The sequence below is a fragment of the Pseudomonas syringae CC1557 genome (assembly GCF_000452705.1).
Classification (GTDB): domain Bacteria; phylum Pseudomonadota; class Gammaproteobacteria; order Pseudomonadales; family Pseudomonadaceae; genus Aquipseudomonas; species Aquipseudomonas syringae_F.
In genome coordinates this window covers 1231298-1256500 of sequence record NZ_CP007014.1, presented here as the reverse complement: position 1 = coordinate 1256500, position 25203 = coordinate 1231298, and the positions used below count along the sequence as shown (strand labels likewise).

Annotated in this window: 23 protein-coding genes; 17 read left to right on the top strand and 6 right to left on the bottom strand. The window is 57.8% G+C overall.

Features of this window, described 5'->3' with window-relative positions; all coding sequences use genetic code 11:
• Window positions 1–586 precede the first annotated feature (586 nt).
• On the top strand, window positions 587–1114 hold the full coding sequence (locus N018_RS05955; protein WP_229631299.1) for a hypothetical protein: 528 nt from the start codon (window positions 587–589) through the stop codon (window positions 1112–1114).
• A gap of 338 nt (window positions 1115–1452) precedes the next feature.
• Here N018_RS05955 and N018_RS05950 read toward each other — a convergent pair whose 3' ends face one another.
• Window positions 1453–2670, bottom strand: coding sequence for an argininosuccinate synthase (locus N018_RS05950; protein WP_024647085.1), 1218 nt, complete (start codon window positions 2668–2670; stop codon window positions 1453–1455).
• 120 nt (window positions 2671–2790) lie between these two features.
• The gene (locus N018_RS05945) at window positions 2791–3696 is read right to left on the bottom strand and encodes a flagellar protein MotY (RefSeq protein WP_024647084.1); all 906 of its coding nucleotides are present in this window, start codon (window positions 3694–3696) and stop codon (window positions 2791–2793) included.
• A 148-nt stretch (window positions 3697–3844) separates the two neighbouring features.
• Here N018_RS05945 and pyrC point away from each other — a divergent pair, with 148 nt between their 5' ends.
• The 4 genes from pyrC to bfr all read left to right on the top strand — a co-directional run bounded on the left by pyrC (window position 3845) and on the right by bfr (window position 6631).
• On the top strand, window positions 3845–4888 hold the full coding sequence (gene pyrC, locus N018_RS05940) for a dihydroorotase (protein WP_024647083.1): 1044 nt from the start codon (window positions 3845–3847) through the stop codon (window positions 4886–4888).
• On the top strand, window positions 4885–5559 hold the full coding sequence (gene rnt / locus N018_RS05935; protein WP_024647082.1) for a ribonuclease T: 675 nt from the start codon (window positions 4885–4887) through the stop codon (window positions 5557–5559). The genes pyrC and rnt overlap by 4 nt, the downstream gene beginning before the upstream one ends.
• Window positions 5560–5741: 182 nt before the next feature.
• Window positions 5742–5960, top strand: coding sequence for a bacterioferritin-associated ferredoxin (locus N018_RS05930; protein ID WP_024675179.1), 219 nt, complete (start codon window positions 5742–5744; stop codon window positions 5958–5960).
• Window positions 5961–6160: 200 nt separating this feature from the next.
• Window positions 6161–6631, top strand: coding sequence for a bacterioferritin (bfr, locus tag N018_RS05925; protein ID WP_024647080.1), 471 nt, complete (start codon window positions 6161–6163; stop codon window positions 6629–6631).
• A 254-nt stretch (window positions 6632–6885) separates the two neighbouring features.
• Here bfr and grxD read toward each other — a convergent pair whose 3' ends face one another.
• From grxD to N018_RS05910, 3 genes are all read right to left on the bottom strand, one after another.
• A complete protein-coding gene (gene grxD / locus N018_RS05920; protein WP_024647079.1) occupies window positions 6886–7212 on the bottom strand; it encodes a Grx4 family monothiol glutaredoxin in 327 nt (108 codons plus the stop codon).
• Window positions 7213–7294: 82 nt separating this feature from the next.
• Window positions 7295–9403 carry a molybdopterin oxidoreductase family protein gene (locus N018_RS05915; RefSeq protein ID WP_025389082.1) on the bottom strand — a complete coding sequence of 703 codons (2109 nt, stop codon included), beginning with the start codon at window positions 9401–9403 and terminating at the stop codon, window positions 7295–7297.
• 133 nt (window positions 9404–9536) lie between these two features.
• A complete protein-coding gene (locus N018_RS05910) occupies window positions 9537–9830 on the bottom strand; it encodes a hypothetical protein (protein WP_024647077.1) in 294 nt (97 codons plus the stop codon).
• A 450-nt stretch (window positions 9831–10280) separates the two neighbouring features.
• On the opposite strand from N018_RS05910, the gene argF reads away from it, so the two are divergent.
• A complete protein-coding gene (gene argF / locus N018_RS05905; RefSeq protein WP_025389081.1) occupies window positions 10281–11201 on the top strand; it encodes an ornithine carbamoyltransferase in 921 nt (306 codons plus the stop codon).
• The gene (locus N018_RS05900) at window positions 11198–12274 is read left to right on the top strand and encodes an ABC transporter ATP-binding protein (RefSeq protein WP_025389080.1); all 1077 of its coding nucleotides are present in this window, start codon (window positions 11198–11200) and stop codon (window positions 12272–12274) included. The genes argF and N018_RS05900 overlap by 4 nt, the downstream gene beginning before the upstream one ends.
• Before the next feature lie 7 nt (window positions 12275–12281).
• Here N018_RS05900 and ybaK read toward each other — a convergent pair whose 3' ends face one another.
• Complete coding sequence (gene ybaK / locus N018_RS05895) at window positions 12282–12752, bottom strand: Cys-tRNA(Pro) deacylase (RefSeq protein WP_025389079.1); 471 nt, start codon at window positions 12750–12752, stop codon at window positions 12282–12284.
• A gap of 352 nt (window positions 12753–13104) precedes the next feature.
• Here ybaK and N018_RS05890 point away from each other — a divergent pair, with 352 nt between their 5' ends.
• From N018_RS05890 to N018_RS05845, 10 genes are all read left to right on the top strand, one after another.
• Entirely contained in the window at window positions 13105–13962 is an 858-nt protein-coding gene (locus N018_RS05890) for an MIP/aquaporin family protein (RefSeq protein ID WP_024647073.1), read from the top strand.
• Window positions 13963–13991: 29 nt separating this feature from the next.
• Entirely contained in the window at window positions 13992–15497 is a 1506-nt protein-coding gene (gene glpK, locus N018_RS05885; RefSeq protein ID WP_024647072.1) for a glycerol kinase GlpK, read from the top strand.
• A 99-nt stretch (window positions 15498–15596) separates the two neighbouring features.
• Complete coding sequence (locus N018_RS05880) at window positions 15597–16352, top strand: DeoR/GlpR family transcriptional regulator (RefSeq protein WP_024647071.1); 756 nt, start codon at window positions 15597–15599, stop codon at window positions 16350–16352.
• Between the two features lie 426 nt (window positions 16353–16778).
• Window positions 16779–18317 carry a glycerol-3-phosphate dehydrogenase gene (glpD, locus tag N018_RS05875; RefSeq protein ID WP_025389078.1) on the top strand — a complete coding sequence of 513 codons (1539 nt, stop codon included), beginning with the start codon at window positions 16779–16781 and terminating at the stop codon, window positions 18315–18317.
• 349 nt (window positions 18318–18666) lie between these two features.
• Window positions 18667–19581, top strand: coding sequence for a glutamate/aspartate ABC transporter substrate-binding protein (locus tag N018_RS05870; protein WP_024643488.1), 915 nt, complete (start codon window positions 18667–18669; stop codon window positions 19579–19581).
• Window positions 19582–19711: 130 nt separating this feature from the next.
• Entirely contained in the window at window positions 19712–20458 is a 747-nt protein-coding gene (locus N018_RS05865) for an amino acid ABC transporter permease (protein WP_024643487.1), read from the top strand.
• A complete protein-coding gene (locus tag N018_RS05860) occupies window positions 20455–21123 on the top strand; it encodes an amino acid ABC transporter permease (RefSeq protein WP_195757184.1) in 669 nt (222 codons plus the stop codon). The genes N018_RS05865 and N018_RS05860 overlap by 4 nt, the downstream gene beginning before the upstream one ends.
• A complete protein-coding gene (locus N018_RS05855) occupies window positions 21120–21854 on the top strand; it encodes an amino acid ABC transporter ATP-binding protein (RefSeq protein WP_024643485.1) in 735 nt (244 codons plus the stop codon). Before N018_RS05860 ends, N018_RS05855 begins: the two co-directional genes overlap by 4 nt.
• Window positions 21855–21911: 57 nt before the next feature.
• Window positions 21912–23828 (top strand): sensor histidine kinase, encoded by a 1917-nt coding sequence (locus N018_RS05850; protein ID WP_024643484.1) that lies wholly within the window; start codon window positions 21912–21914, stop codon window positions 23826–23828.
• 10 nt (window positions 23829–23838) lie between these two features.
• Window positions 23839–25167, top strand: a complete 1329-nt coding sequence (locus N018_RS05845) for a sigma-54-dependent transcriptional regulator (protein ID WP_025389077.1) — start codon at window positions 23839–23841, stop codon at window positions 25165–25167.
• Window positions 25168–25203: the final 36 nt, after the last annotated feature.

Here is a 25203-nt window from a genome sequence, read left to right as displayed (position 1 = left end):
GACGTTTCCTACAGGTCCGCCCGATAAATCCTACGGCAAAGCTTTATCCCTATAACCACCTCATACCACGATAGCCCCAAGCGGCACGCTGACTCTCCGCACCGATTACGCCCTGAAATGCGTACATTCACGAATTCTTACAGAGACGATGGCATCACCCTACACTACTTAAGATAATTTATGGCTGATTCGACAAGAAGCTAATACCATAATTTATTTCAGTTCCATACCTGACTCATCAAATAGGAAAAAGACTACACAGGTCACAGACGTCAAACTAAAACCTGTAAGACACCCCAAGAAAGCCCTGATCGATTTATGTAGCCTCCCACTTTTCACTTGCAAATCTTATTACCAGTCGTTACTTTTTTAATATCAAACCACTGGGGACGCCATTAAATGAATGCCACCCTGTGAATACTCCAAACAAACAGTGCTCATGCACCGTTCATGCACACCACAAGCGTCGGACGGATTTCGACGATACGCACATGGCCTATCACGCACGCTTTTGAAGCGCACCTGGACGCGTGACAAATTCTTTGAATGGGTCATGTGTATAACCATGTTCAAAAAGGGATATATCATGAACAACAAACACTCTCGTTCGCCCGCAAGTGAGTCCACTGCCCTTGACCTGATCAAGGCAGTGAACACGTTTGTTGACAAAGGTGGTGTTATCGCAGTCATCGCGGATGGCGAAACAGCAGGCTCATCAGCCACTTCATCAACCGATCTGTCTGCGGACGCCGATATCAGCCTCGAGCAAGCGGCCAAAGTGGAACTGTTGAAGCGCCTGGCAGCCAAGGGCGCCGGCTTTACCGCTTTGCAGTATTCATTAAGGATGAACAGGAAGGATATCCGGCAACTGGCCACCGAGAATGGCGTGAAAATCAGCTTTAGTCAGCCTGTTCGAGCCCTGAGAAGGGAGGCCCGACATGATCCGGGGGATGTCGATGACGTGGTTGCGGGCCACGCCCTGCACTACTCGAGCCTTGGCTACACCGCATCGGAGATTGCGCAGGTGCTGGACCTTACCCTCAGGCAGGTGTGGGACATCGGCAAGGCGTACCGAATCGAATTCCGGCAACGCCGCGACAGCGATACGCCATGACGTTCGGCACGAACTGATGCATCAGACGTTTCAACAGGAAGGTATAGCCACTCATAAACCAAAAGGCCGTCAGGTGCGAACAGCCTTTGGAAAAAAGCTCTGCAGAGGACTACCTTTAAAACCGCTAATGCGACATCACCTGTAAGAAAGTACAAGGGACTTTATAGAACACTGCGGCGTGCTGTAAGAAACCACTGGGCACCTTACCGTATTCAACGTGGCATCGTTGCAATGCTACGTTCATTAATACCCGCCAGGCTATTGCTTGCACAGGAACAACTATCATTATCCAGGTGCAGCCCTGCAAGGGGCTGCACCTGGCAGAACGGGACGCGCAATCAGAACAGTTTGCGGCCCTTGTTTGCAGCGATCCGCATACGCAATGCATTAAGCTTGATAAAGCCTGCTGCGTCGGCCTGATCGTAAGCACCTGCGTCATCTTCGAATGTTGCGATGTTGGCATCAAACAACGAATCGTCGGACTTGCGGCCTGTGACGATCACATTGCCCTTATAGAGTTTGAGACGCACCACGCCATTCACATGAGCCTGGGACGCATCGATCATCTGTTGCAGCATCAGACGCTCAGGGCTCCACCAGTAACCGGTATAGATCAGGCTGGCGTACTTCACCATCAGCTCATCCTTGAGGTGAGCGACTTCGCGGTCCAGCGTGATTGATTCGATAGCACGGTGTGCGCGCAGCATGATCGTGCCGCCTGGCGTTTCATAGCAGCCACGGGACTTCATGCCCACATAGCGGTTTTCCACGATATCCAGACGACCAATGCCGTTTTCGCCGCCAATGCGGTTCAGGGTTGCCAACACGGTGGCCGGAGTCATCTCAACGCCGTCCAGCGCGACGATATCGCCATTGCGGTAGGTCAGTTCAAGATAAGTTGCAACGTTCGGTGCGTCCTCCGGGGACTTGGTCCAGCGCCACATCTCTTCTTCGTGCTCGGTCCAGGTGTCTTCCAGCACGCCGCCTTCATACGAGATGTGCAACAGGTTGGCATCCATGGAGTACGGCGATTTCTTCTTGCCGTGACGCTCGATCGGAATGTTGTGCTTCTCGGCGTAGTCCATCAGCTTTTCACGCGACAGCAGATCCCATTCGCGCCACGGAGCGATCACTTTGACGCCCGGCTTCAGCGCGTAGGCGCCCAGCTCGAAACGGACCTGATCGTTACCTTTGCCGGTTGCGCCGTGGGAAATGGCGTCAGCGCCGGTCTCGTTGGCGATTTCGATCAAACGCTTGGCGATCAACGGACGAGCGATGGATGTACCCAGCAGGTACTCGCCTTCATAGACAGTGTTGGCACGGAACATCGGGAACACGAAATCACGCACGAACTCTTCGCGCAGGTCGTCGATGTAGATTTCCTTGACGCCCATGGCCTGAGCCTTGGCGCGTGCCGGTTCGACTTCTTCACCCTGACCCAGGTCAGCGGTAAAGGTCACCACTTCGCAGTTGTACGTATCTTGCAGCCACTTGAGGATTACCGAAGTATCCAGGCCACCGGAATACGCGAGAACTACCTTGTTTACGTCCGCCATGCCATCACTCCACCAGGTTGTACGGAAAACCGCTGATTCTACCGTTCAAACCAGCAAATTTACAGGGGCGCGACAGCTTGTGACGACAAGGCGACGTTCAGCAGTAATTACAGACAGGATTTACGAGGTATGCGCAGCGCTAGCCGAGGAGGCAACCGGTACCGGACGCTCTTCGGGAGCAACACGCTCCAAGTGCACGTTCACGCGGCGGTTGCGTGCACGATTGGCGTTGTTGGTGTTGGGCGCCAGCGGGTAACGTTCGCCGTGAAAACGCAGGGTGATCTGCTGTTCGGGAATACCCTGCGCCTTGAAATAATCCATGACCGCCAGCGCACGACGACGCGACAGGTCGCGGTTGGTCAGGCGATTGCCGCTGTTGTCCGAATGGCCATCCAGTTCGATACGGTTGACGGTCGGGTCAGCCTTCAAATAGGCGACCATATTGTCCAGGCGTGCCTTGGCGGCGGCATCCAGTTCGATACCTCCACCCGGGAAGCCGACTTCGGCCTGCTTGATCTGATCGAAATTCATCGGCAACAGCTTCGCGGTGCAGGCCTGATAATCGCTGAACGCCTTGCTGAACTTGACGGGCAGCAAGCGAATTTCCATCTGCCCTCCGTCGCGGTTGTAGTGCCTGATGAGCGGACTGCGCCCGTCCATCAGGCCATTGATCAACCGCCCGGCCTGGGCCTGAGAGGTATTGAACGGAATATCGCCATTGCTGACGCGCACCGATCCGAGGTTGATGTCACCGCGCCCAGGCTGCCACGGAGCCGCAGCGGCCAGCAGCGTCGCAGAACCATTGCCAAGCATGTTGTAAGCAGCCTTGAGGCGAAACGTCGCCTGCTCGCCCGCACGACGCACGAACTCGCCCGCACCGAAATCGGTGATCGGCTGAGTCAGGCGGCACTCGAATTGATCGCCTTCGACTTTCCACTCGATGCTCTCCAGACGCGTCTGGAAATTCATAGCCATCACCGGAAGGCTGGCAAACATGCTGAGCAGGGCTAGATATCGCTGGCGCACGGGAGGCTCCACTGAAAATGAACGCGAAACAGAAATTACTTCCTTACAGGGGAGCTATCGGTAACTTCATACAAAACTTGATAGCGGATGCCTGACAGAGTCTTTTCCGGTAGCATTCCCAGCGAGTTTGACCCGCCTGGAATCCCCAATGTCTGATCGCCTGACCCTTCTGCGCCCCGACGACTGGCATATTCACCTCCGTGATGGAGCTGTTTTGCCGCATACCGTTGCCGACGTAGCGCGAACCTTTGGTCGCGCAATCATCATGCCCAACCTCGTGCCGCCTGTTCGCAACGCGGTGCAAGCCGATGCCTATCGCCAGCGCATTCTGGCCGCACGCCCGGCTGGTAGCCGCTTCGAGCCGCTGATGGTGCTTTATCTCACCGACCAGACCACGGCTGAAGACATTCGCACCGCCAAGGCAACCGGCTTCGTCCACGCCGCCAAGCTGTATCCGGCCGGCGCGACGACCAACTCCGATTCCGGTGTCACCAGCATCGACAAGATATTCCCTGCGCTTGAAGCCATGGCCGAAGTCGGCATGCTGCTGCTGGTACACGGTGAAGTGACGCGCGGTGAAGTCGACGTCTTTGATCGCGAAAAAGTGTTCATCGAAGAACACCTGCGCCGCGTCGTCGAACGCTTTCCGGCGCTCAAGGTGGTGTTCGAACACATCACCACCGGCGAAGCGGTGCAATTCGTCAATGAGGCCTCGGCCAACGTCGCGGCGACCATCACCGCACATCACCTGCTGTATAACCGCAACCACATGCTGGTCGGCGGGATTCGTCCGCACTTCTATTGCCTGCCGATTCTCAAGCGCAATACGCATCAGGCTTCTCTGCTCGACGCGGCCACCAGCGGCAGCGGCAAGTTCTTCCTCGGCACAGACTCGGCACCCCATGCCCAGCACGCCAAGGAAAACGCCTGCGGTTGCGCCGGTTGCTACACCGCCTACGCCGCCATCGAGCTGTATGCAGAAGCTTTCGAGCAACGTAACGCTCTGGATCGGCTGGAGGGCTTCGCCAGCCTTCACGGTCCAGCGTTCTACGGCCTGCCCGCCAATCAGGACACCATCACGCTGGTACGTGACGAGTGGACCGCCCCTGCCAGCCTGCCGTTTGGCGAGTTGACCGTTATTCCGCTGCGCGCGGGTGAAAAACTGCGCTGGCGTCTGGAGGAACACGCGTGAGTGAAGATCATTTCGATGACGAACAGGAAGGCCACGGCGGTGGCGGTTCACGTCACCCGATGGCAGCGCGCTTTCGCGGCTACCTGCCGGTAGTCGTTGACGTAGAAACCGGTGGCTTCAACTCGGCCACCGACGCGCTGCTGGAAATCGCTGCGGTGACCATCGGCATGGACGAAAAAGGCTTCGTGTTCCCCGAGCACACCTATTTCTTCCGGGTCGAGCCCTTCGAAGGCGCCAACATCGAAGCCGCAGCGCTGGAATTCACCGGCATCAAGCTCGATCACCCGCTGCGCATGGCGGTCAGTGAAGAAACTGCGCTGAACGACATCTTCCGTGGCGTACGCAAGGCCCTCAAGGCCAATGGCTGCAAACGCGCCGTGCTGGTCGGCCATAACGCCAGCTTCGACCTCGGCTTCGTCAACGCCGCCGTCGCCCGCATGGACATGAAGCGCAACCCGTTTCACCCGTTCTCCAGCTTTGATACCGCCACCCTCGCCGGCCTTGCCTACGGTCAGACGGTACTGGCCAAAGCCTGCCAGGCTGCCGGCATCGACTTCGACGGCCGCGAAGCCCACTCGGCCCGCTACGACACGGAAAAGACTGCCGAGCTGTTCTGCGGCATCGTCAACCGCTGGAAAGAGATGGGCGGTTGGGAAGACTTCGACGATTGATGCCGATGCGTGATGAGCAAACCGGCCCAGTGCCGGTTTTTTCATGTTTGTCGAAAAGCATGTGTTCTGGATGACCACTCATCGCCGCTTCCTGAATAGGACCCAAAACAGTTTTGACAAGCATTCTCATTAACATTAAGCTCCTCGGCACCAAGCAATAAACCAGCGACGGTCCATAGCTTATGTATGTTTGCCTCTGCCAAGGTGTCACAGACGGTCAAATCCGGGATGCAATTCTGGAAGGCTGCTGCAGTTACCGTGAAGTCCGCGAAACGCTTGGCGTCGCGAGTAAATGTGGAAAATGCGCCTGCCTGGCTAAGGAAGTGGTGCGCGACACGTTGACCGAACTGCAAAGCAGTCATGCAGCACTGGCCTATTCCACAGAATTTTCAGCGGCCTGAATACCCCTTTTTAAAGAACCGGACGCCATGTCCGGTTTTTTTATGCCTGTAATTCAAGCGCTTAGCATCAAGATGCGGAACTCAAACATTCTTATTCCTATTTAAATTCACTTATTATTCAATTACTTAGGTTTGACAGACGTTTAGGCGCAGCTCACACTTGCAGCTTATCGACACCATCCATCGGCAGGACCTCGAACATGAAAGGCGACATTACAGTCATCCAGCATCTCAATAAGATCCTCGGAAACGAGCTGGTCGCTATCAATCAGTATTTTCTGCATGCACGCATGTACGAAGACTGGGGTCTGAAAAAGCTCGGTGGGCATGAGTATCACGAGTCCATCCATGCGATGAAGCACGCTGACAAACTCATCAAGCGCACCCTGTTTCTCGAAGGCCTGCCGAACCTGCAAGAGCTGGGCAAGATCCTGATCGGCGAGCACACCAAGGAAATGCTTGAGTGTGACTTGAAGATCGAGCAGAAAGGCTTGGCTGATCTTAAAGCGGCGATTGCTCACTTCGAGACCGTGGGTGATTTCGGCAGCCGTGAGCTGCTGGAAGACATCCTTGAGCCCAAGGAAGAGCACATCGACTGGCTGGAAACGCAGCTGGGGCTGATCGTCAAGGTCGGTATCGAGAACTACCTGCAATCGCAGATGGGCGACTGATTCGCCGACTGCGCTGCAACGAAAAAGCCCGCCTCAATCGAGAGCGGGCTTTTTCTTGTCGGTAAAAACATGTTGCTCACAACACTTGGCACCCTGACCTATCGTGCGCATGCTCCGCGTGGGCATGCGGTTCAGGATGCTCAGCGTCATCTTGCGACGCAGAGCGTCGTGAAGGGCATTCCACTGGAGCTTAGGGGAAGATAATCAACTATCTGCCAATGCTCCGCGCCGGAATGCCGTTCGAACGCAAGGCTTTACTCGGCTTTGGCGGCCGATGCTTCCTTGACCAGCGTCTGCAGCGAGCCGTCGGCCATCATCTCGGTGATGATGTCGCTACCACCCACCAGTTCACCGGCAACCCACAGTTGCGGGAAAGTCGGCCAGTTGGCGTACTTGGGCAGGTTGGCGCGGATTTCAGGGTTTTGCAGGATGTCGACGTAGGCAAACTTTTCGCCACACGCCATCAACGCCTGAGAGGCCTTGGCCGAAAAACCGCATTGCGGAGCGTTTGGAGCGCCTTTCATGTAAAGCAGAATAGTGTTGCTGGAAATCTGCTCTTTGATTGTTTCGATGATATCCATGGAGCACCTCGGCTGAAATATCCGACTCAGTTGTCGGCACGGTGGCGCATTGTAACGAAATCCCGAGCCAGACGCTTGAACCTCAACACGAAGCCACCTGCACCGGTACCCCGTTCAGCGCCGCATTGCCGGACAGAACATCCAATTGCCGTTCGTCGGTCAGGTCGTTGGCGCTTGCGCCAGGCTGGCTCCGGGCAATCTCCATCTTGACGCCCGCTCGCGAATGGCCCCAGCCGTGCGGCAGGCTGACCACCCCTGGCATCATGTCCAGACTGCCCTGCACTTGCACCTCGATCATCCCGACCCGCGAGCTGACGCTGACCTGCTGGCCGTCGCTCAGCCCGCGACAGGCCAGATCATCGGGATGCATGAGCAACTGATGACGAGGCTTGCCTTTCACCAGCCGGTGATAGTTGTGCATCCAGGAGTTATTGCTGCGTACGTGCCTGCGGCCAATCAGCAGCAACTCGCCGGGCTTGGGGGCGGGAGCAGCGGCAAAGCGCGCCAGATCCGCCATGATTACCCCTGGCGCGGCCTGAATACGGCCATTGGCGGTTTTCAGTCGCTCGGTCAAATTGGCCTTGAGAGCCCCCAGATCCAGCCCATGCGGATGACTGGCCAATGTTTCCAACGACAGCTTGTGCGGAGAAGCATCACCGTAAAGCCCCGCCCGCAGGCCGCGATCGATCATCTGTGCGGGCGGCAGGGTCGCCTTGAGTTCGCGCCCGGCTTTGGCGGCAAAAGCCTTGGCCAGACCGACAAAGATCTCCCAGTCGTGCAGCGCACCCTCTGGCTTGTCAAAAATGGCGCGGTTGAAGCGCGTGACGTTACGCACCGCGAGCGTGTTGAATGTGGTGTCGTAATGATCGTTTTCCAGGGCCGAGGTCGACGGCAGAATCAAATCGGCATGACGGGTTGTCTCGTTGATGTACAGGTCAATGCTGACCATGAATTCCAGCCCGCTCAACGCCTGATCCAGTTGACGCCCGTTGGGTGTCGACAGCACAGGGTTGCCCGCGACCGTCACCAGTGCGCGAACCTGCCCTTCCCCCTCCACCAGCATTTCCTCGGCGAGCGCTGATACCGGCAGCTCGCCGCCGTACTCCGGCAGGCCAGAGACGCGGCTTTGCCACAGATTGAAATGCCCGCCGGATGTCGAACTGACCAGATCCACCGCAGGTTCAGTACACAGCGTGCCACCGACACGGTCCAGATTGCCGGTGACCAGATTGATCAACTGCGCCAGCCAATGGCACAGCGTACCGAAGGCTTGCGTCGACACACCCATGCGTCCGTAACACACCGCTTTGTCAGCCGCCGCAAAATCCCGCGCCAACTGTCGAATCTGCTCGGCGGGCACGCCGCAGCGCGGGCCCATGGCCTCCGCGTGAAAGCCGGCAATGGCATGCCTGACTTGATCCAGACCATCGATTGGCAAATGGCTTTCGCGGGTCAGCCGCTCTTCGAACAGAGTGTTGAGCAGCCCGAACAGCAACGCGGCGTCGCCGCCAGGGCGGACGAATACATGTTGATCGGCGATGGCTGCCGTCTCGCTGCGCCGTGGATCGATCACCACCAGTTTGCCGCCGCGTTGCTGAATGGCTTTCAGACGCTTCTCAACGTCCGGAACGGTCATGATGCTGCCGTTGGACGCCAGCGGGTTACCACCCAGGATCAGCATGAAGTCGGTGTGATCGATATCCGGAATCGGCAGCAGCATGCCGTGGCCGTACATCAGGAAGCTGGTGAGGTGATGCGGCAACTGATCAACCGACGTCGCCGAAAAACGATTGCGGGTTTTGAGCAGGCCGAGGAAATAATTGCTGTGGGTCATTAACCCGTAGTTATGAACGCTGGGATTGCCCTGATAAATCGCCACCGCATTTTGCCCGTGGCGTTGTTGATTGGCGTAAAGCCGCTCAGCCACCAGATCGAATGCTTGCTGCCAGGCAATCGGCTGCCATTGCTCACCGGTACGCAGCATGGGTTGGCGCAGGCGATCAGGGTCGTTCTGGATATCCTGCAGCGCGACCGCCTTGGGGCAGATGTGGCCGCGACTGAAGGTATCCTGTGGATCACCTTTGATGGATGCAATAGACGGGCTGGAATCCGGCGTGGTGACGGTTTCAATCACAAGACCGCAAATGGCCTCGCACAGGTGACAGGCGCGGTAGTGTTCGGTGCGGGTCATCGCAGCCTCATGTTCTTGTCATGGCAATTCGATCGATTGCTGAACAAGCACTATGGTGCCTTGCCATGGCCCGCGCCACTGACGTTCGTCGTGTGAATCGAGAAGTATCATGTGCGCCCATGGTCAGGCCACATCAACCGCCGATAGGTGTGACGACCTTGCGCTGCAGCTGAATTTCAGTGACGGTTTCGATCTGTTCCTGAGCAAGATGCACGCCCGTCAGGTCGCCGATCAGACGCCAGTGCTCGTCAAGGCCTGCGCTGATGGTTGCCATGCGATCGATCATGCGTCGCCCTGCGGTCCGTGTGACTTCGTCTTCGCTGCGCAGCAGCTCAAAAGACATTGAAGTCATTGAAGCCGTCAGGTGGGTAAGCGTACGAGCAGTGAGACCCAATAACTCCGTCAATTGATGCTCTTTTGAGTCCATTCCCCCACCCCTCGATCAGTAATGTATCGGCACTGTTTTATAACCTACGCAAGGCATTAAAGGAACGGCCACGGTTTCAATTCCATGACGTCTTTCATATTAAGCGCGCCCGCGTAAAAGCGGACTGTTGCAGGATTGGTACTAATTGCCAAGCGCTATTTGAGCAGTGTACAAATGCTGCCTTCGGAAAAGCCGGAGGTGGCTATTAGCCTCCTCAGCATAGTCAACTTTTAGCGCGTCACTGAACCATGACGGCGTGCCTCGACGGGCAGCGCCAGTGACGTTGGCTTCTCCGAAATACGCATGCTATTGGTAAGACGCGACATTTTTTTATACTATCGCGCCTTTCCTATTCGTCGCCCCGTGCGGCTTCCGCCGCAGGTCTGGCCGTTTTCCCGATAAAAACCGGCTTTGATAACCTGCGGTCTGTTGCAAAAAAGGTAGTTAATCATGAACCCCAGGCACTTTCTCTCGATGATGGATTACACCCCGGACGAACTTCTGGGCTTGATCCGTCGTGGCGTAGAGCTCAAAGACCTGCGAAATCGCGGCGTACTCTTTGAGCCGCTGAAAAACCGGGTGCTGGGGATGATCTTTGAAAAATCCTCGACACGTACCCGTCTTTCGTTTGAAGCAGGGATGATTCATCTGGGTGGTCAGGCAATCTTTTTGTCGCATCGCGACACTCAATTGGGCCGTGGCGAGCCGGTGGCCGACAGTGCAAAAGTCATGTCGCGCATGCTTGATGCGGTAATGATCCGCACCTATGCACATAGCAATCTGACGGAATTCGCTGCCAACTCCCGCGTACCGGTGATCAATGGCCTGTCCGATGACCTGCATCCTTGCCAGTTACTGGCCGACATGCAGACCTTCCTTGAGCATCGCGGCTCGATCAAGGGCAAGACCGTGGCCTGGATCGGCGATGGCAACAACATGTGCAACAGCTATATAGAAGCGGCGATTCAATTCGACTTCCAGTTGCGCGTGGCCTGCCCTGCCGGCTACGAACCCAACCCCGAGTTTCTGGCGCTGGCCGGTGACCGGGTGACGGTGGTTCGCGATCCACAGGCGGCGGTCACCGGGGCTCATCTGGTCAGCACCGATGTGTGGACCTCCATGGGCCAGGAAGAGGAAACCGCTCGGCGCAAGAAATTGTTCGCGCCGTTTCAGGTCACACGCGCCCTGCTCGACCTGGCCGACAAGGACGTGCTGTTCATGCACTGCCTGCCCGCCCATCGCGGCGAAGAAATCAGTGTCGATGTACTGGATGACCCTCGTTCGGTTGCCTGGGATCAGGCCGAAAACCGCCTGCACGCGCAAAAGGCGTTGCTGGAGTTTCTCGTCGCACCGGGCTGCCAGCCCGCATGAGCCAGCCGTTGCTGCTGAGCCTGCGCAACCTGGCCTGCGGCTATCAGAACCAACGCGTGGTGCAGGACCTGAATCTGCACCTCAACGCCGGTGATATCGGCTGTCTGCTGGGCTCATCAGGCTGCGGCAAGACCACGACCCTGCGCGCGATCGCCGGTTTCGAACCGATCCACGCCGGGGAAATCAGCCTGGCGGGTGAAGTAATTTCCCGCCCTGGCTGGACGCTGGCTCCAGAGAAGCGCCGCATTGGCATGGTGTTTCAGGATTACGCCCTGTTCCCGCACCTGAGCGTTGCCGACAACATTGCGTTCGGCATTCGCAAACACCCGCGCCTGGATCAGGTGATCGCCGAGTTGCTGGAACTGGTCAACCTCGGCGCTCTGGGCAAGCGCTATCCTCACGAGCTGTCCGGTGGGCAGCAACAGCGTGTCGCGCTGGCCAGAGCGCTGGCACCGGAACCTCAGCTATTGCTGCTCGACGAGCCGTTTTCCAACCTGGACGGAGAGCTGCGTCGGCGGCTGAGCCATGAAGTACGAGACATTCTCAAGGCGCGTGGCACCAGCGCCATTCTGGTGACTCACGATCAGGAAGAAGCCTTCGCAGTCAGCGATCACGTGGGCGTATTCAAGGAGGGTCGTCTGGAACAGTGGGATACGCCTTACAACCTGTACCACGAACCGCAGACGCCCTTTGTCGCCAGCTTCATTGGTCAGGGGTATTTCATTCGCGGGCAGATGATCGATCCACAATCGGTGAATACCGAACTCGGCGTTCTGCGCGGTAACCGGGCGTATTCAGGTGTCAGCGGCAGTGCCGTGGATGTCTTACTGCGCCCTGACGACATCGTTTATGCACCCGACAGCAACTTGAAAGCGCGTGTCACGGGCCGGACGTTTCAGGGCGCTTCGACCTTGTATCGCCTGCAACTGCCCACCGGTAGCCAGCTTGAAGCGATATTTCCCAGCCATGCCGATCACCTGCAAGGTGACGACGTCGGCATTCGCGTGGCGGCGGACCATCTGGTGCTGTTTGCGGCGCAGGGGAGCATCGCGGCGCACATCACGGGCGACTGATGGCGGCCTATCCACGACCGACCGGAGCGAATCTGGCTTGCGTGTGTTCGGCCAGCACCGCAGCCGCCAATTCCACTTCCAGCCCCCGCCTGCCAGCGCTGACATAAATGCTTTCAAAGTTCTGTGCAGTGTCGTCGATGAACGTACGCAGCCGCTTCTTCTGACCTAGCGGGCTGATGCCGCCCAGCAGGTATCCGGTGGAACGTTGTGCAGCCGCAGGGTCTGCCATTTCGGTTTTCTTGACCCCGGCAGCCTGCGCCAGAGCCTTCAGATCAAGCGTTCCGACGACCGGCACGACAGCGACCAGCAATTCACCCTTTTCGGTACTGGCCAACAGTGTCTTGAACACCCGCGCCGGCTCCAGCCCCAGCTTTTCCGCTGCCTCCAGCCCATACGACGCCGCTTTCGGATCATGTTCATAGCTATGAATCCGGTGCTCCGCGCGAAGTTTTTTCAGTAAATCCAGTGCGGGTGTCATGTAACGCTCCAACGGGTTCGAGACGACCCTCACTTTAAGCCAAGTAAAATGAACATGCCTTGATTCACGCCACCTGCAACACTGATGGCCTTTTGCAAACAGCCTCAATGTCCCGTACTACAGCGCGCGCAAAGCGTCTTTAGGGGATGAGGAAGATTTCCTGACCGTTCGGTTCCGACCTTTGACAGGGGGGGTTCTTGTCTATATTTTTTCGTTTACGAATATTATCGAAAGCCATTTTTCGGTATAACTCGCACCGGCGATCAGAAATGGGGTTTTTCTGATACGCACGAATAACGAGCACCCACGCCTGTTTCAGGGTGCCGAGACAAAAACAAAAAATGAGGTATCCATGACCATTGCACTAAAACAACCGACACTGACCGGGCAATGCCTGGCTGAATTTCTGGGCACTGCCCTGATGATCTTTTTCGGAACCGGGTGCGTCGCAGCGCTCAAGGTCGCGGGTGCAACTTTCGGCTTATGGGAAATCTGCATCATCTGGGGCATGGCCGTCAGCATGGGGATCTACCTCAGCGCGGGTGTTTCCGGCGCGCACCTCAACCCGGCCGTCAGCATCGCGCTGAGCCTGTTCGCCGGTTTCGAAAAACGTAAATTGCCGTTTTACATCTCGTCACAGATCGCTGGCGCGTTTTTCGGCGCGGGTCTTGTGTACCTGTTGTACATCAGCCTCTTTTTCGACTTCGAACATGCTCATCACATTATCCGCGGCAGCGAGCAAAGCCTCGAACTCGCGTCGGTATTCTCGACCTATCCAAACCCGGCCATTTCCGTGGGTCAGGCATTTCTGGTCGAAGTGGTCATCACCACCATTCTGATGGGCGTGATCATGGCTTTGGGCGATGACGGCAACGGCTTGCCACGCGGCCCGCTGGCCCCCCTGCTGATCGGCCTGCTGGTGGCGGTGATCGGCAGCTCGATGGGACCGCTGACCGGTTTCGCCATGAACCCGGCTCGCGACTTCGGTCCGAAGCTGATGACCTTCTTCGCCGGCTGGGGTGAAATAGCGTTCACCGGCGGTCGTGACATACCTTATTTCCTGGTTCCGATTTTTGCGCCCATTCTGGGTGCCTGCCTGGGTGCGGCCGGCTATCGCGCGCTGATTGCGCGTCACCTGCCAAGCGCCGTTCCTGTTGAAAACGAAAAAAACGCTCCAGTGGTTCGCGGCAAAGTTCAGGCTTCATCTTGAATCCCACCTAATAACGCAAGGCAATCGACATGACTGACACACAGAACAAGAATTACATCATTGCTCTTGACCAGGGCACCACCAGCTCGCGAGCCATCATTTTCGACCGCGATGCCAACGTGGTGAGCACTGCCCAAAGCGAATTCGTCCAGCATTACCCACAGGCCGGCTGGGTCGAACATGACCCAATGGAAATCTTCGCCACCCAGACCGCGTGCATGACCAAGGCGCTGGCGCAGGCCGACCTGCATCACAATCAGATTGCGGCCATCGGTATCACCAACCAGCGTGAAACCACCGTGATCTGGGAACGCGACACCGGCCGCCCGATCTACAACGCTATCGTCTGGCAGTGCCGTCGCAGCACCGAAATCTGCCAGCAGCTCAAGCGCGACGGCCTTGAGGAATACATCAAGGACACCACGGGCCTGGTGATTGACCCGTACTTCTCCGGCTCCAAGGTCAAGTGGATTCTGGACAACGTAGAAGGCAGCCGCGAACGCGCCCGCAAAGGCGAATTGATGTTCGGCACCATCGATACCTGGCTGATATGGAAATTCACCGGCGGCAAGGTGCATGTCACCGACTATACCAACGCCTCGCGTACCATGCTGTTCAACATCCATACGCTGGAGTGGGATCAGCGCATGCTTGACGTGCTGGATATCCCGCGCGAAATCCTGCCCGAGGTCAAAGGCTCGTCCGAAGTCTATGGTCACAGCAAGAGCGGCATTCCTATTGCCGGTATCGCGGGCGACCAGCAAGCGGCGCTGTTCGGCCAGATGTGCGTCGAGCCGGGTCAGGCCAAGAACACCTACGGCACCGGCTGCTTCCTGCTGATGAACACCGGCAAGAAAGCCGTGAAATCGGCACATGGCATGCTGACCACCATCGGCTGTGGTCCGCGTGGCGAAGTGGCCTATGCGCTGGAAGGCGCCGTGTTCAACGGCGGCTCTACCGTGCAGTGGCTGCGCGACGAGCTGAAGCTGATCAATGATGCGCTGGACACCGAATACTTCGCTGGCAAGGTCAAGGACAGCAATGGCGTGTATCTGGTCCCGGCCTTCACCGGCCTGGGCGCTCCGTATTGGGACCCGTATGCCCGTGGCGCATTGTTCGGCCTGACCCGTGGCGTGAAAGTCGATCACATCATTCGCGCCGCGCTGGAATCCATCGCCTATCAGACTCGCGACGTACTCGACGCCATGCAGCAGGACTCCGGCGAACGCCTCAAGTCGCTGCGTGTGGACGGCGGCGCGGTGGCCAACAACTTCCTGATGCAGTTTCAGGCTGACATTCTCGGCACTCACGTCGAACGTCCGCAAATGCGTGAAACGACGGCACTGGGCGCAGCGTTCCTGGCCGGTCTGGCGATTGGTTTCTGGAGCAGCCTGGACGAACTGCGTAACAAGGCGGTGATCGAGCGGGTATTCGAGCCTTCGTGCGAAGAGGCACATCGCGAGAAGCTGTACGCAGGCTGGCAGAAGGCCGTGGCGCGCACCCGTGACTGGGAACCGCACGAAAACGAAGAGTGATCGCTGCTGTTGAGTGGGGAGAACAGGATTCCGGCTGACAGGTCACACTTGCCTGCGGCATGATGGGCGCCATTTGTAGAGGGCGCTCAAGGAAAAACAATGAACCTGCCTCCCCGCCAACAACAGATCCTCGAACTGGTCCGTGACCGTGGCTACGTCAGCATTGAGGAAATGGCGACGCTGTTCGTCGTGACCCCACAAACCATCCGCCGCGATATCAATCAGCTGGCGGAAATGAACCTGCTGCGTCGCTACCACGGCGGCGCAGCTTATGACTCCAGCATCGAAAACACCGCTTACGCCATGCGTGCGGACCAGATGCGTGATGAGAAACAACGGATCGCCGAGGCCATCGCCGCACAGATCCCGGACAACGCGTCGTTGTTCATCAATATCGGCACCACCACCGAATCCATTGCCCGCGCTCTGCTCAATCACAACAACCTGAAAATCATCACCAATAACCTGCATGTGGCGTCGATTCTCAGTACCAAGGACGATTTCGAGGTCTTGATCGCAGGCGGTAATGTGCGCCGTGACGGCGGTGTTGTGGGTCAGGGCAGTATCGATTTCATCAGCCAGTTCAAGGTCGACTTCGCGCTGGTCGGCATCAGCGGCATCGACGAAGATGGCAGCCTGCTGGACTTCGACTATCAGGAAGTGCGGGTTTCCCAAGCGATCATTGCCAACGCGCGCAAAGTGCTGCTGGCGGCTGACTCCAGTAAATTCGGGCGCAACGCCATGGTCCGGCTCGGGCCGATCACCCTTATCGACTGCCTGGTCACCGACCAGCCTCCGGTGCCTGCGCTGCAACAACTGCTGAACCAGCACAAGATTCGTCTGGAAGTGGTTTGACTGTGCGTATGGGGGCCTGACTCTGACTATCACGCCAACGCTCTGCGTCCTCTCGTGATCGCACGGTGCTGCATGGACCTGTGACGCAGAGCGTCACGCAAGGCGTTCCCGCCAGAGCGTGCGGAACGAAAATCCCGACTATCGTTCGACGCTCCACGTCGTATGCCGTTCTGGACGCCTTGCGTCCTCTATCAGGCAGCTAGAGCATCATTAAAGATGTTGCATCCCGGATGAGGAACAATCATCTGCGCATGAAATCCCGCCCTACAATGTTCATTTTTGTTCTTTTCACCCTTCCATCATCAGTATTTTCAATCGATACCGACTGGCAAGCGCACTTTTATTGAGCTATTATTTTCGGAAATGAACATTAATGTTCATATTCGCCATTCGAGCAACGCTCAAGAATTGTCCAGGAGGCTACCGATGCCCCACGCTACCGTGCCAACCCCACCTCTCTCCGAGGTTTACGACATCGCCGTTATCGGTGGTGGCATCAATGGCGTCGGGATTGCGGCGGATGCCTCCGGCCGCGGCTTGTCGGTCTTTCTCTGCGAGAAGGACGATCTGGCCAGCCACACGTCCTCGGCCAGCAGCAAGCTGATCCACGGTGGCTTGCGCTATCTGGAGCATTACGAATTCCGCCTGGTGCGCGAGGCGCTTGCGGAACGCGAAGTGCTGCTCGCCAAAGCGCCGCATATCGTCAAACCGATGCGCTTTGTATTGCCACACCGCCCGCACCTGCGCCCGGCGTGGATGATTCGTGCCGGGATGTTCCTTTATGACAACCTCGGCAAGCGCGAAAAGCTGCCAGCGTCACGGACCATTCGTTTCGGCGCAGACAGCCCGCTCAATCCGAGCATCACCCGCGGCTTCGAATATTCCGACTGCTGGGTCGACGATGCTCGCCTGGTCGTGCTCAATGCCATGGCCGCTCGTGAAAACGGCGCGCACATTCACACTCAGACCCGCTGCGTCAGTGCGCGTCGCATCAAAGGCATGTGGCACCTGCACCTGGAGCGCAGCGATGGCAGTCTGTTTTCAATCCACGCCAAGGCGCTGGTCAACGCGGCCGGCCCGTGGGTAGCCAAGTTTATCCGTGAAGACCTCAAGCTCGATTCGGCTTACGGCATCCGCCTGATTCAGGGCAGCCACCTGATCGTGCCGAAACTGTACGAGGGTGAGCACGCGTTCATTCTGCAAAACGAAGACAAGCGTATCGTGTTCACTATTCCGTACCTGGAGCACTTCACTATCGTCGGCACCACCGACCGTGAATATCAGGGCGACCCAAACAAGGTGGATATCACTGAAGGCGAGATGGACTACGTACTGAAGGTGGCCAACGACCACTTCAAGAAGCAGTTGAGTCGCGCAGACGTACTCCGCACGTTCTCCGGCGTGCGTCCGCTGTGCAACGACGAGTCCGATAACCCGTCTGCCATCACCCGTGATTACACGCTGTCGCTGTCAGGCGGTGCGGATGAAGCGCCGATCCTGTCGGTATTCGGCGGCAAGCTGACCACCTATCGCAAGCTGGCCGAGTCGGCAATGACCCAACTGGCGCCGTTCTTCAAACAGATGAAACCGAGCTGGACCGCCAAGGCCGCCCTGCCCGGCGGCGAAGACATGACTACTCCAGACGTACTGGCAGCAGAAATGACTCGTCGCTACAACTGGCTGCCTGCACCTATCGCCAAACGCTGGTCGATCACTTATGGCAGCCGCAGCTGGCAGATGCTGGAAGGCGCACAAAGCCTGGACGATCTCGGCCAGCATCTCGGCGCAGGCCTCTACACCAACGAGGTTGATTACCTGTGCGATCAGGAATGGGCCACCAGCATCGAAGATATCCTGTGGCGTCGTACCAAGCTGGGTCTGTTCACCACGCCTGAGGAGCAGGAAAACGTGCGCAGCTACCTGGAAACGGTTGTCCGCAACAAGACGACTATCGAAGCTGCCTGATACGGGCTCGTCGAAATACACCTGTTCACCCTCCTCCGGGTGAACAGCTACACCTACCCCGCCTCTTCCCCTCCTTATTTGCCCATTCGGTTTCCCGAACGTTTTACGCTTGCCGATTCGGCTTCCCGGACGCCGAGCTGTGTTTGCGCGCCTAAAATATTTTAAAAACCTATACATTTCATGACCTTATCCATTATCGAAAGCATGGCATGACTCCTGCTCTACACTCTGTATCGACCGTTTCAACAAAGGCGTGTGTCTCGTTCAGGACGCCGTTGAAGCATTCGTCAAAAGTGGGTCGCCCTGCCAGTGGCCCTATCAATAAGAAAATAAAATCGAGGATTCATCGATGCGCATTGTTCCCCATCTTCTGGGTGCCGCTATTGCAGCTGCTCTGATCAGCACTCCGGTTTTTGCTGCCGAACTCACCGGCACACTAAAAAAGATCAAAGAGTCTGGCACCATTACCCTCGGTCACCGTGACGCCTCCATTCCGTTTTCCTACATCGCCGATGCCTCTGGCGTGCCAATGGGCTATTCCCATGATATCCAGCTGAAAATCGTCGAAGCCATCAAGAAAGACCTCGACATGCCTGACCTCAAGGTCAAGTACAACCTGGTGACGTCGCAGACCCGTATTCCGCTGGTGCAGAACGGCACTGTTGACGTGGAGTGTGGTTCGACCACCAACAACGTCGAGCGTCAGCAGCAGGTGGATTTCTCCATCGGCATCTTTGAAGTGGGCACCCGCCTGCTGTCCAAAAAAGATTCCAGCTACAAGGATTTCGATGACCTGAAAGGCAAGAACGTCGTCACCACGGCCGGCACCACGTCCGAACGCATCCTTAAATCGATGAACGCCGACAAGCAGCTGGGCATGAACGTGATCTCCGCCAAGGACCACGGTGAATCCTTCCAGATGCTCGAATCAGGCCGTGCGGTCGCGTTCATGATGGACGACGCTCTGCTCGCAGGCGAAATGGCCAAAGCCAAGAAGCCCGACGATTGGGCTGTGACCGGCACTGCGCAATCCTATGAAATCTACGGTTGCATGGTTCGCAAGGGCGACGCCCCGTTCAAGAAAGCCGTGGATGACGCCATCATTGCGACCTACAAGTCGGGCGACATCAACGCCATCTACGCCAAGTGGTTCATGTCGCCAGTCCCTCCAAAAGGTCTGAATCTGAATTTCCCGATGAGCGACAAGCTCAAGGAACTGATTCAGAACCCGACCGACAAAGCCGCAGAAGACAAGAAGGCCTGAGCAAACGGTTCAGCCCGCCTGAACTGATTGCATCCCGAGCAGGCAACACCTGCCCGGGATCGGCCCCTCACTTTCGACCTCCGACAGTGCGTGCATCTCGATATAAATAGAACAATAGGGGGAGACCCTGATGAATTACAACTGGGACTGGGGCGTGTTCTTCAAGTCCACCGGCGTCGGCAGCGAGACCTATCTGGACTGGTTCATATCCGGTCTGGGCTGGACCATCGCGATTGCTGTCATCGCCTGGATCATCGCCCTGATACTGGGCTCGGTGCTGGGCGTCATGCGCACCGTACCGAACCTTATGGTGTCGGGCATCGCCACGGTATACGTGGAAATCTTCCGTAATGTGCCCCTGCTGGTGCAGCTTTTCATCTGGTACTTTCTGGTGCCCGACCTGCTGCCGGAAAACATTCAGGAGTGGTACAAGCAGGACCTCAACCCGACTACCTCGGCATTTCTGAGCGTCGTCGTGTGCCTGGGACTGTTCACCGCTGCGCGGGTTTGCGAACAGGTACGTACCGGCATCCAGGCGCTGCCCAAAGGCCAGGAATCAGCCGCACGCGCCATGGGCTTCAAACTGCCGCAGATTTACTGGAATGTGCTGTTGCCGCAGGCTTACCGGATCATCATTCCGCCGCTTACCTCGGAATTCCTGAACGTGTTCAAGAACTCTTCGGTCGCGTCGCTGATCGGCCTGATGGAGTTGCTGGCGCAGACCAAACAGACGGCCGAGTTTTCCGCCAACCTGTTCGAAGCCTTCACCTTGGCAACCCTCATTTACTTCACGCTGAACATGAGCCTGATGCTGCTGATGCGCATGATCGAGAAGAAAGTCGCCGTGCCCGGCCTGATCTCTCTGGGGGGTAAATAATGGACTTCACCGGAATCATTCCAGCCCTTCCCGGGCTGTGGAACGGCATGGTCATGACCCTCAAGCTGATGGCGATGGGTGTTGTCGGCGGTCTGGTGCTCGGCACCCTGCTGGCGCTGATGCGCCTGTCATCGAACAAGCTGCTGGCCAATGTGGCCGGTGCCTATGTGAACTACTTCCGCTCGATCCCGCTGCTGCTGGTGATCACCTGGTTCTATCTGGCCGTACCGTTCGTGCTGCGCTGGATCACCGGTGAAGACACGCCAATCGGTGCGTTCGCCTCCTGCGTCGTGGCTTTTATGATGTTCGAAGCCGCGTACTTCTGCGAAATCGTCCGCGCCGGTGTGCAGTCGATTTCCAAGGGCCAGATGGGTGCCGCCCAGGCGCTGGGCATGAACTACTCGCAGATGATGCGTCTGATCATCCTGCCTCAGGCGTTTCGCAAGATGACCCCTCTGTTGCTGCAACAGAGCATCATTCTGTTCCAGGACACCTCCCTGGTGTACACCGTCGGCCTCGTGGACTTCCTCAACGCATCGCGTTCCAGCGGCGACATCATTGGTCGCGCCAACGAGTTCCTGATCATTGCCGGTCTGGTGTATTTCACGATCAGCTTCGCCGCCTCGGTGCTGGTGAAGCGTCTGCAAAAAAGGTTTGCCGTATGATTTCCATCAAGAACGTCAACAAGTGGTACGGGGATTTTCAGGTACTGACCGATTGCAGCACCGAGGTCAGCAAGGGTGAAGTGGTCGTAGTGTGTGGACCGTCAGGCTCGGGCAAGTCGACCCTGATCAAGTGCGTCAATGCACTGGAGCCGTTCCAGAAAGGCGACATCGTCGTCGACGGCACGTCGATCTCCGATCCCAAGACCAACCTGCCAAAACTGCGCTCGCGGGTCGGCATGGTGTTTCAGCATTTCGAGCTGTTTCCGCACCTGAGTATCGTCGAAAACCTGACCATCGCGCAGATCAAGGTACTGGGCCGCAGCAAGGCCGAAGCCACCGAAAAGGGCCTGAAGCTGCTCGACCGCGTGGGCCTGTCCGAGCATGCGCACAAGCATCCCGGCCAGCTTTCCGGTGGTCAGCAACAGCGTGTCGCCATTGCCCGCGCGCTGGCCATGGACCCGGTGGTCATGCTGTTCGACGAACCGACCTCAGCACTGGACCCGGAAATGGTCAACGAAGTGCTCGACGTCATGGTGCAACTGGCCCATGAAGGCATGACCATGATGTGCGTGACCCACGAAATGGGTTTCGCTCGCAAGGTCGCCAATCGGGTGATTTTCATGGACAAGGGACAGATTGTCGAAGACTGCGAGAAAGAAGAGTTTTTTGGCGATGTCAGCGCACGTTCCGAACGCGCTCAGCAATTCCTCGCCAAGATCCTTCAGCACTAGGCATTACCTGCAGCTGCCCGCCCCTCTCGGGCAGCTGTTCGGTCCAGGACGACTGTGATGAAATGCGACTCCACCCTTTATCGCGCCGCGCCGCCAACACTTGCCGTGAAACCCCGCCTGATCCGCCAACTGTTTCTGCCCCCGCTGATCCTCATGCTGATGATCGGGCTGGGCTACGTCGCCTACCTGATCAGCGAACACAACGGCATCAAGAGTCTGCGCGAGAGCGGAGAGCGCCAACTGGAACTGCACGCCAGCACCGTCGAAAGCGAGATCAGCAAGTACACCTACCTGCCCAGCGTTCTGGAGCTGGAATCCAGCGTCTCGCAACTGCTCAACAACCCCGGCCCCGAGCTTCAGCAGCAGGTCAACCGCTACCTTGAGGGCTTGAATAGACGCAGCCGCAGCCGTGCCATCTATGTGATGGACACCACCGGCCGCGTGCTCGCAACCAGCAACTGGCGTGACGCCGACAGCTATCAGGGCGAAGACCTTTCTTTTCGCGCCTACTTTCAGGACGCGGTGCGCGGCCTGCCCGGACGTTTTTACGGGATCGGCACCACCAGCGGTGAATCCGGCTACTACCTGGCGCACGGGCTGGAAGACAAAGGCAGGATCATCGGCGTTGCGGTGATCAAGGTACGCCTCGAAGCCCTTGAAGAGCGCTGGCAACGGGCTCGGCTGGAAGCGTTTGTCACCGATGAAAACGGCATCATCATTCTGTCCAGCGACCCGGCCAGACGTTTGAAATCGGTGCGCCCGCTGACCCCGGCCATCAAGGAACGCATGGCCCGCAGCCTGCAATATTACTGGTGGCCGCTTAATGAACTGGTGCCACTGGAGCGGAAAACCCTGTCCGAAGGCGTTGAAAAACTCACGTTCCCGGCCAACGTCAGTGTCGACCGGGAGCACACCCAGGTGAGTTATCTGGCCCAGACTCGACCGCTGAGCGATACCGCGTGGCACTTCACACTGCTGACGCCGCTGGAAGACTTGCGCAGTGAAGCGGCGAGTCGAGGCATGCTGGTTGCCGTGGCCTTTGCGCTGGTGGCTTTTCTGCTGATCGCCTGGAACGAGCGACGCAAAGTGATCTCGACCCGGCTCGCCGCCCGAGAGGCGTTGCAAGCGGCCAACGATGAGCTGGAACGCAAGATTGCGGAGCGCACTGAACACCTGCGCGACAGCAACGAGCGCCTTAAGGCGCAGATTCGCGAACGAAGACAGGCGGAAGACACGTTGCGTCAGGCTCAGGATGAGTTGGTCCAGGCCGGCAAACTGGCGGCCATCGGGCAGATGTCGACCAGCATCGCGCATGAACTCAATCAGCCACTGGCCGCCTTACGCACCCTGTCCGGCAACACCGTTCGCTTTCTGGAACGTGGCGCGCTGGACACCGCCAGTGCCAACCTGCGCACCATCAATGACCTTGTAGACCGCATGGGGCGTATTACCGCCAGCCTGCGCGCTTTTGCCCGACGTGGCGACGATCAGGGTCAGGCGCAGCTAAGCAAGGCGGTCAACGCTGCGCTGCAATTGCTGGCTGTGCGCCTGGAGCAGTCGGGACTCACCCTGCACCGGGCCTTCGTCGACGCGACTCTGACCATCGACCAGACCCGCCTGGAGCAGATTCTGGTCAACCTGATCGGCAACGCGCTGGACGCCATGTCCGCCCAGCCACAGCCCGAATTGTGGCTCGAAGGGTCAGTCGTCGATAGCCGCTATCGCCTGCTGGTGCGAGACAATGGGCACGGTATCGACGATGAAGCGCGCAAGCACCTGTTCGAACCCTTCTTCACTACCAAACCGGGCGAGCAAGGCCTCGGTCTTGGCCTGACGCTGTCAGCGAGCCTTGCCGCCGCAGCGGGAGGCAGCCTCGGCGCAGAACCTGTGGGTGACACGGGCACGACGTTTGTTCTGTGCCTGCCATTCATCCCGGACGCGCCGACCGATTCTCGCCAGGGCGAGCCCACATAAAGGAATATCCATGAGCATCAACAGCGACCTGACGGTACTGATCGTCGAAGACGACCCGCACGTATTGCTGGGCTGCCAGCAGGCGCTGGCTCTGGAGGACATTGCCAGTGAGGGCGTGTCGAGTGCCGAAGAGGCCCTGCAGCGCATTGGCGACAACTTCGCGGGCATCGTCATCAGCGACATCCGCTTGCCGGGCATTGACGGCCTGGAGCTGTTGAGCCGCCTCAAGGCACGCGACAGCAGCCTGCCGGTGGTGCTGATCACCGGTCACGGCGATATCACCATGGCCGTCAATGCGATGCGCGACGGTGCATATGACTTCATGGAGAAACCGTTTTCGCCCGAGCGTCTGGTCGACGTCACCCGCCGGGCTCTGGAACAGCGTGGCCTGGCCCGCGAAGTCTGGTCCTTGCGCAAGCAACTTGCCGAACGCGACTCGCTGGAGGGCAGAATCATCGGCCGCTCACCGGTCATGCAGAACCTGCGTGCGCTGATCGCCAACGTCGCCGACACCTCGGCCAACGTGCTGATCGAAGGCGAAACCGGTACCGGCAAGGAACTGGTCGCTCGCTGCCTGCACGACTTCAGTCGCCGCAAGAACAATCAGTTCGTGGCCCTCAACTGCGGCGGGCTGGCAGAAAGTCTGTTCGAATCGGAAATATTCGGTCACGAAGCCAACGCTTTCACCGGCGCGGGCAAGCGGAGGATCGGCAAGATCGAACATGCTCATGAGGGCACCCTGTTTCTCGATGAAGTGGAGAGCATGCCGATCAATCTGCAGATCAAGCTGTTGCGCGTCTTGCAGGAACGGACGCTGGAGCGCTTAGGCTCGAATCAAAGCGTGGCAGTGGATTGCCGGGTGATCGCAGCGACCAAATCCGACCTGAATGCGCTGGGCAAGACCAATCAGTTCCGTAGCGACCTGTATTACCGCCTCAACGTCGTCACCCTGGAACTGCCGCCGTTGCGCGAACGCCGCGAAGACATTCTTCCGCTGTTCGAACACTTTTTGCAGTTGTCGTCATTGCGCTTCGACCGCGAGCCGCCGCCGCTGGACCGGCAGACCGGCTCAAGCCTGATGAGCCATGACTGGCCGGGCAACGTGCGGGAACTGCGCAACGTCGCAGAGCGATTTGCCCTGGGCCTGCCTGCGTTCAAGCAAAGCGGTACGATCAGCGAAAACCAGAGCCTGGGCTTTGCCGAGGCGGTTGAAGCCTTCGAGCGTTCACTGCTCAGCGAAGCCTTGCAACGCAGCGGGGGCAACCTGAGCCAGGCCAGTCAGGAACTTGGCATGGCCAAGACCACGCTGTTTGACAAGGTCAAAAAGTACGGGCTTTGAAGCTCGGTTTATCTGTGACGCAGAGCGTCACGCAGG

Coding starts and splice junctions, on each gene's coding strand:
- N018_RS05865 (WP_024643487.1), top strand. CDS start 19,712: ATGAATTACAACTGGGACTGGGGCGTGTTCTTCAAGTCCACCGGCGTC.
- N018_RS05900 (WP_025389080.1), top strand. CDS start 11,198: ATGAGCCAGCCGTTGCTGCTGAGCCTGCGCAACCTGGCCTGCGGCTAT.
- N018_RS05910 (WP_024647077.1), bottom strand. CDS start 9,830: ATGGACTCAAAAGAGCATCAATTGACGGAGTTATTGGGTCTCACTGCT.
- N018_RS05880 (WP_024647071.1), top strand. CDS start 15,597: ATGAACCTGCCTCCCCGCCAACAACAGATCCTCGAACTGGTCCGTGAC.
- N018_RS05870 (WP_024643488.1), top strand. CDS start 18,667: ATGCGCATTGTTCCCCATCTTCTGGGTGCCGCTATTGCAGCTGCTCTG.
- N018_RS05845 (WP_025389077.1), top strand. CDS start 23,839: ATGAGCATCAACAGCGACCTGACGGTACTGATCGTCGAAGACGACCCG.
- glpK (WP_024647072.1), top strand. CDS start 13,992: ATGACTGACACACAGAACAAGAATTACATCATTGCTCTTGACCAGGGC.
- N018_RS05855 (WP_024643485.1), top strand. CDS start 21,120: ATGATTTCCATCAAGAACGTCAACAAGTGGTACGGGGATTTTCAGGTA.
- bfr (WP_024647080.1), top strand. CDS start 6,161: ATGAAAGGCGACATTACAGTCATCCAGCATCTCAATAAGATCCTCGGA.
- N018_RS05915 (WP_025389082.1), bottom strand. CDS start 9,403: ATGACCCGCACCGAACACTACCGCGCCTGTCACCTGTGCGAGGCCATT.
- argF (WP_025389081.1), top strand. CDS start 10,281: ATGAACCCCAGGCACTTTCTCTCGATGATGGATTACACCCCGGACGAA.
- N018_RS05890 (WP_024647073.1), top strand. CDS start 13,105: ATGACCATTGCACTAAAACAACCGACACTGACCGGGCAATGCCTGGCT.
- N018_RS05955 (WP_229631299.1), top strand. CDS start 587: ATGAACAACAAACACTCTCGTTCGCCCGCAAGTGAGTCCACTGCCCTT.
- grxD (WP_024647079.1), bottom strand. CDS start 7,212: ATGGATATCATCGAAACAATCAAAGAGCAGATTTCCAGCAACACTATT.
- pyrC (WP_024647083.1), top strand. CDS start 3,845: ATGTCTGATCGCCTGACCCTTCTGCGCCCCGACGACTGGCATATTCAC.
- N018_RS05930 (WP_024675179.1), top strand. CDS start 5,742: ATGTATGTTTGCCTCTGCCAAGGTGTCACAGACGGTCAAATCCGGGAT.
- N018_RS05850 (WP_024643484.1), top strand. CDS start 21,912: ATGAAATGCGACTCCACCCTTTATCGCGCCGCGCCGCCAACACTTGCC.
- ybaK (WP_025389079.1), bottom strand. CDS start 12,752: ATGACACCCGCACTGGATTTACTGAAAAAACTTCGCGCGGAGCACCGG.
- N018_RS05950 (WP_024647085.1), bottom strand. CDS start 2,670: ATGGCGGACGTAAACAAGGTAGTTCTCGCGTATTCCGGTGGCCTGGAT.
- glpD (WP_025389078.1), top strand. CDS start 16,779: ATGCCCCACGCTACCGTGCCAACCCCACCTCTCTCCGAGGTTTACGAC.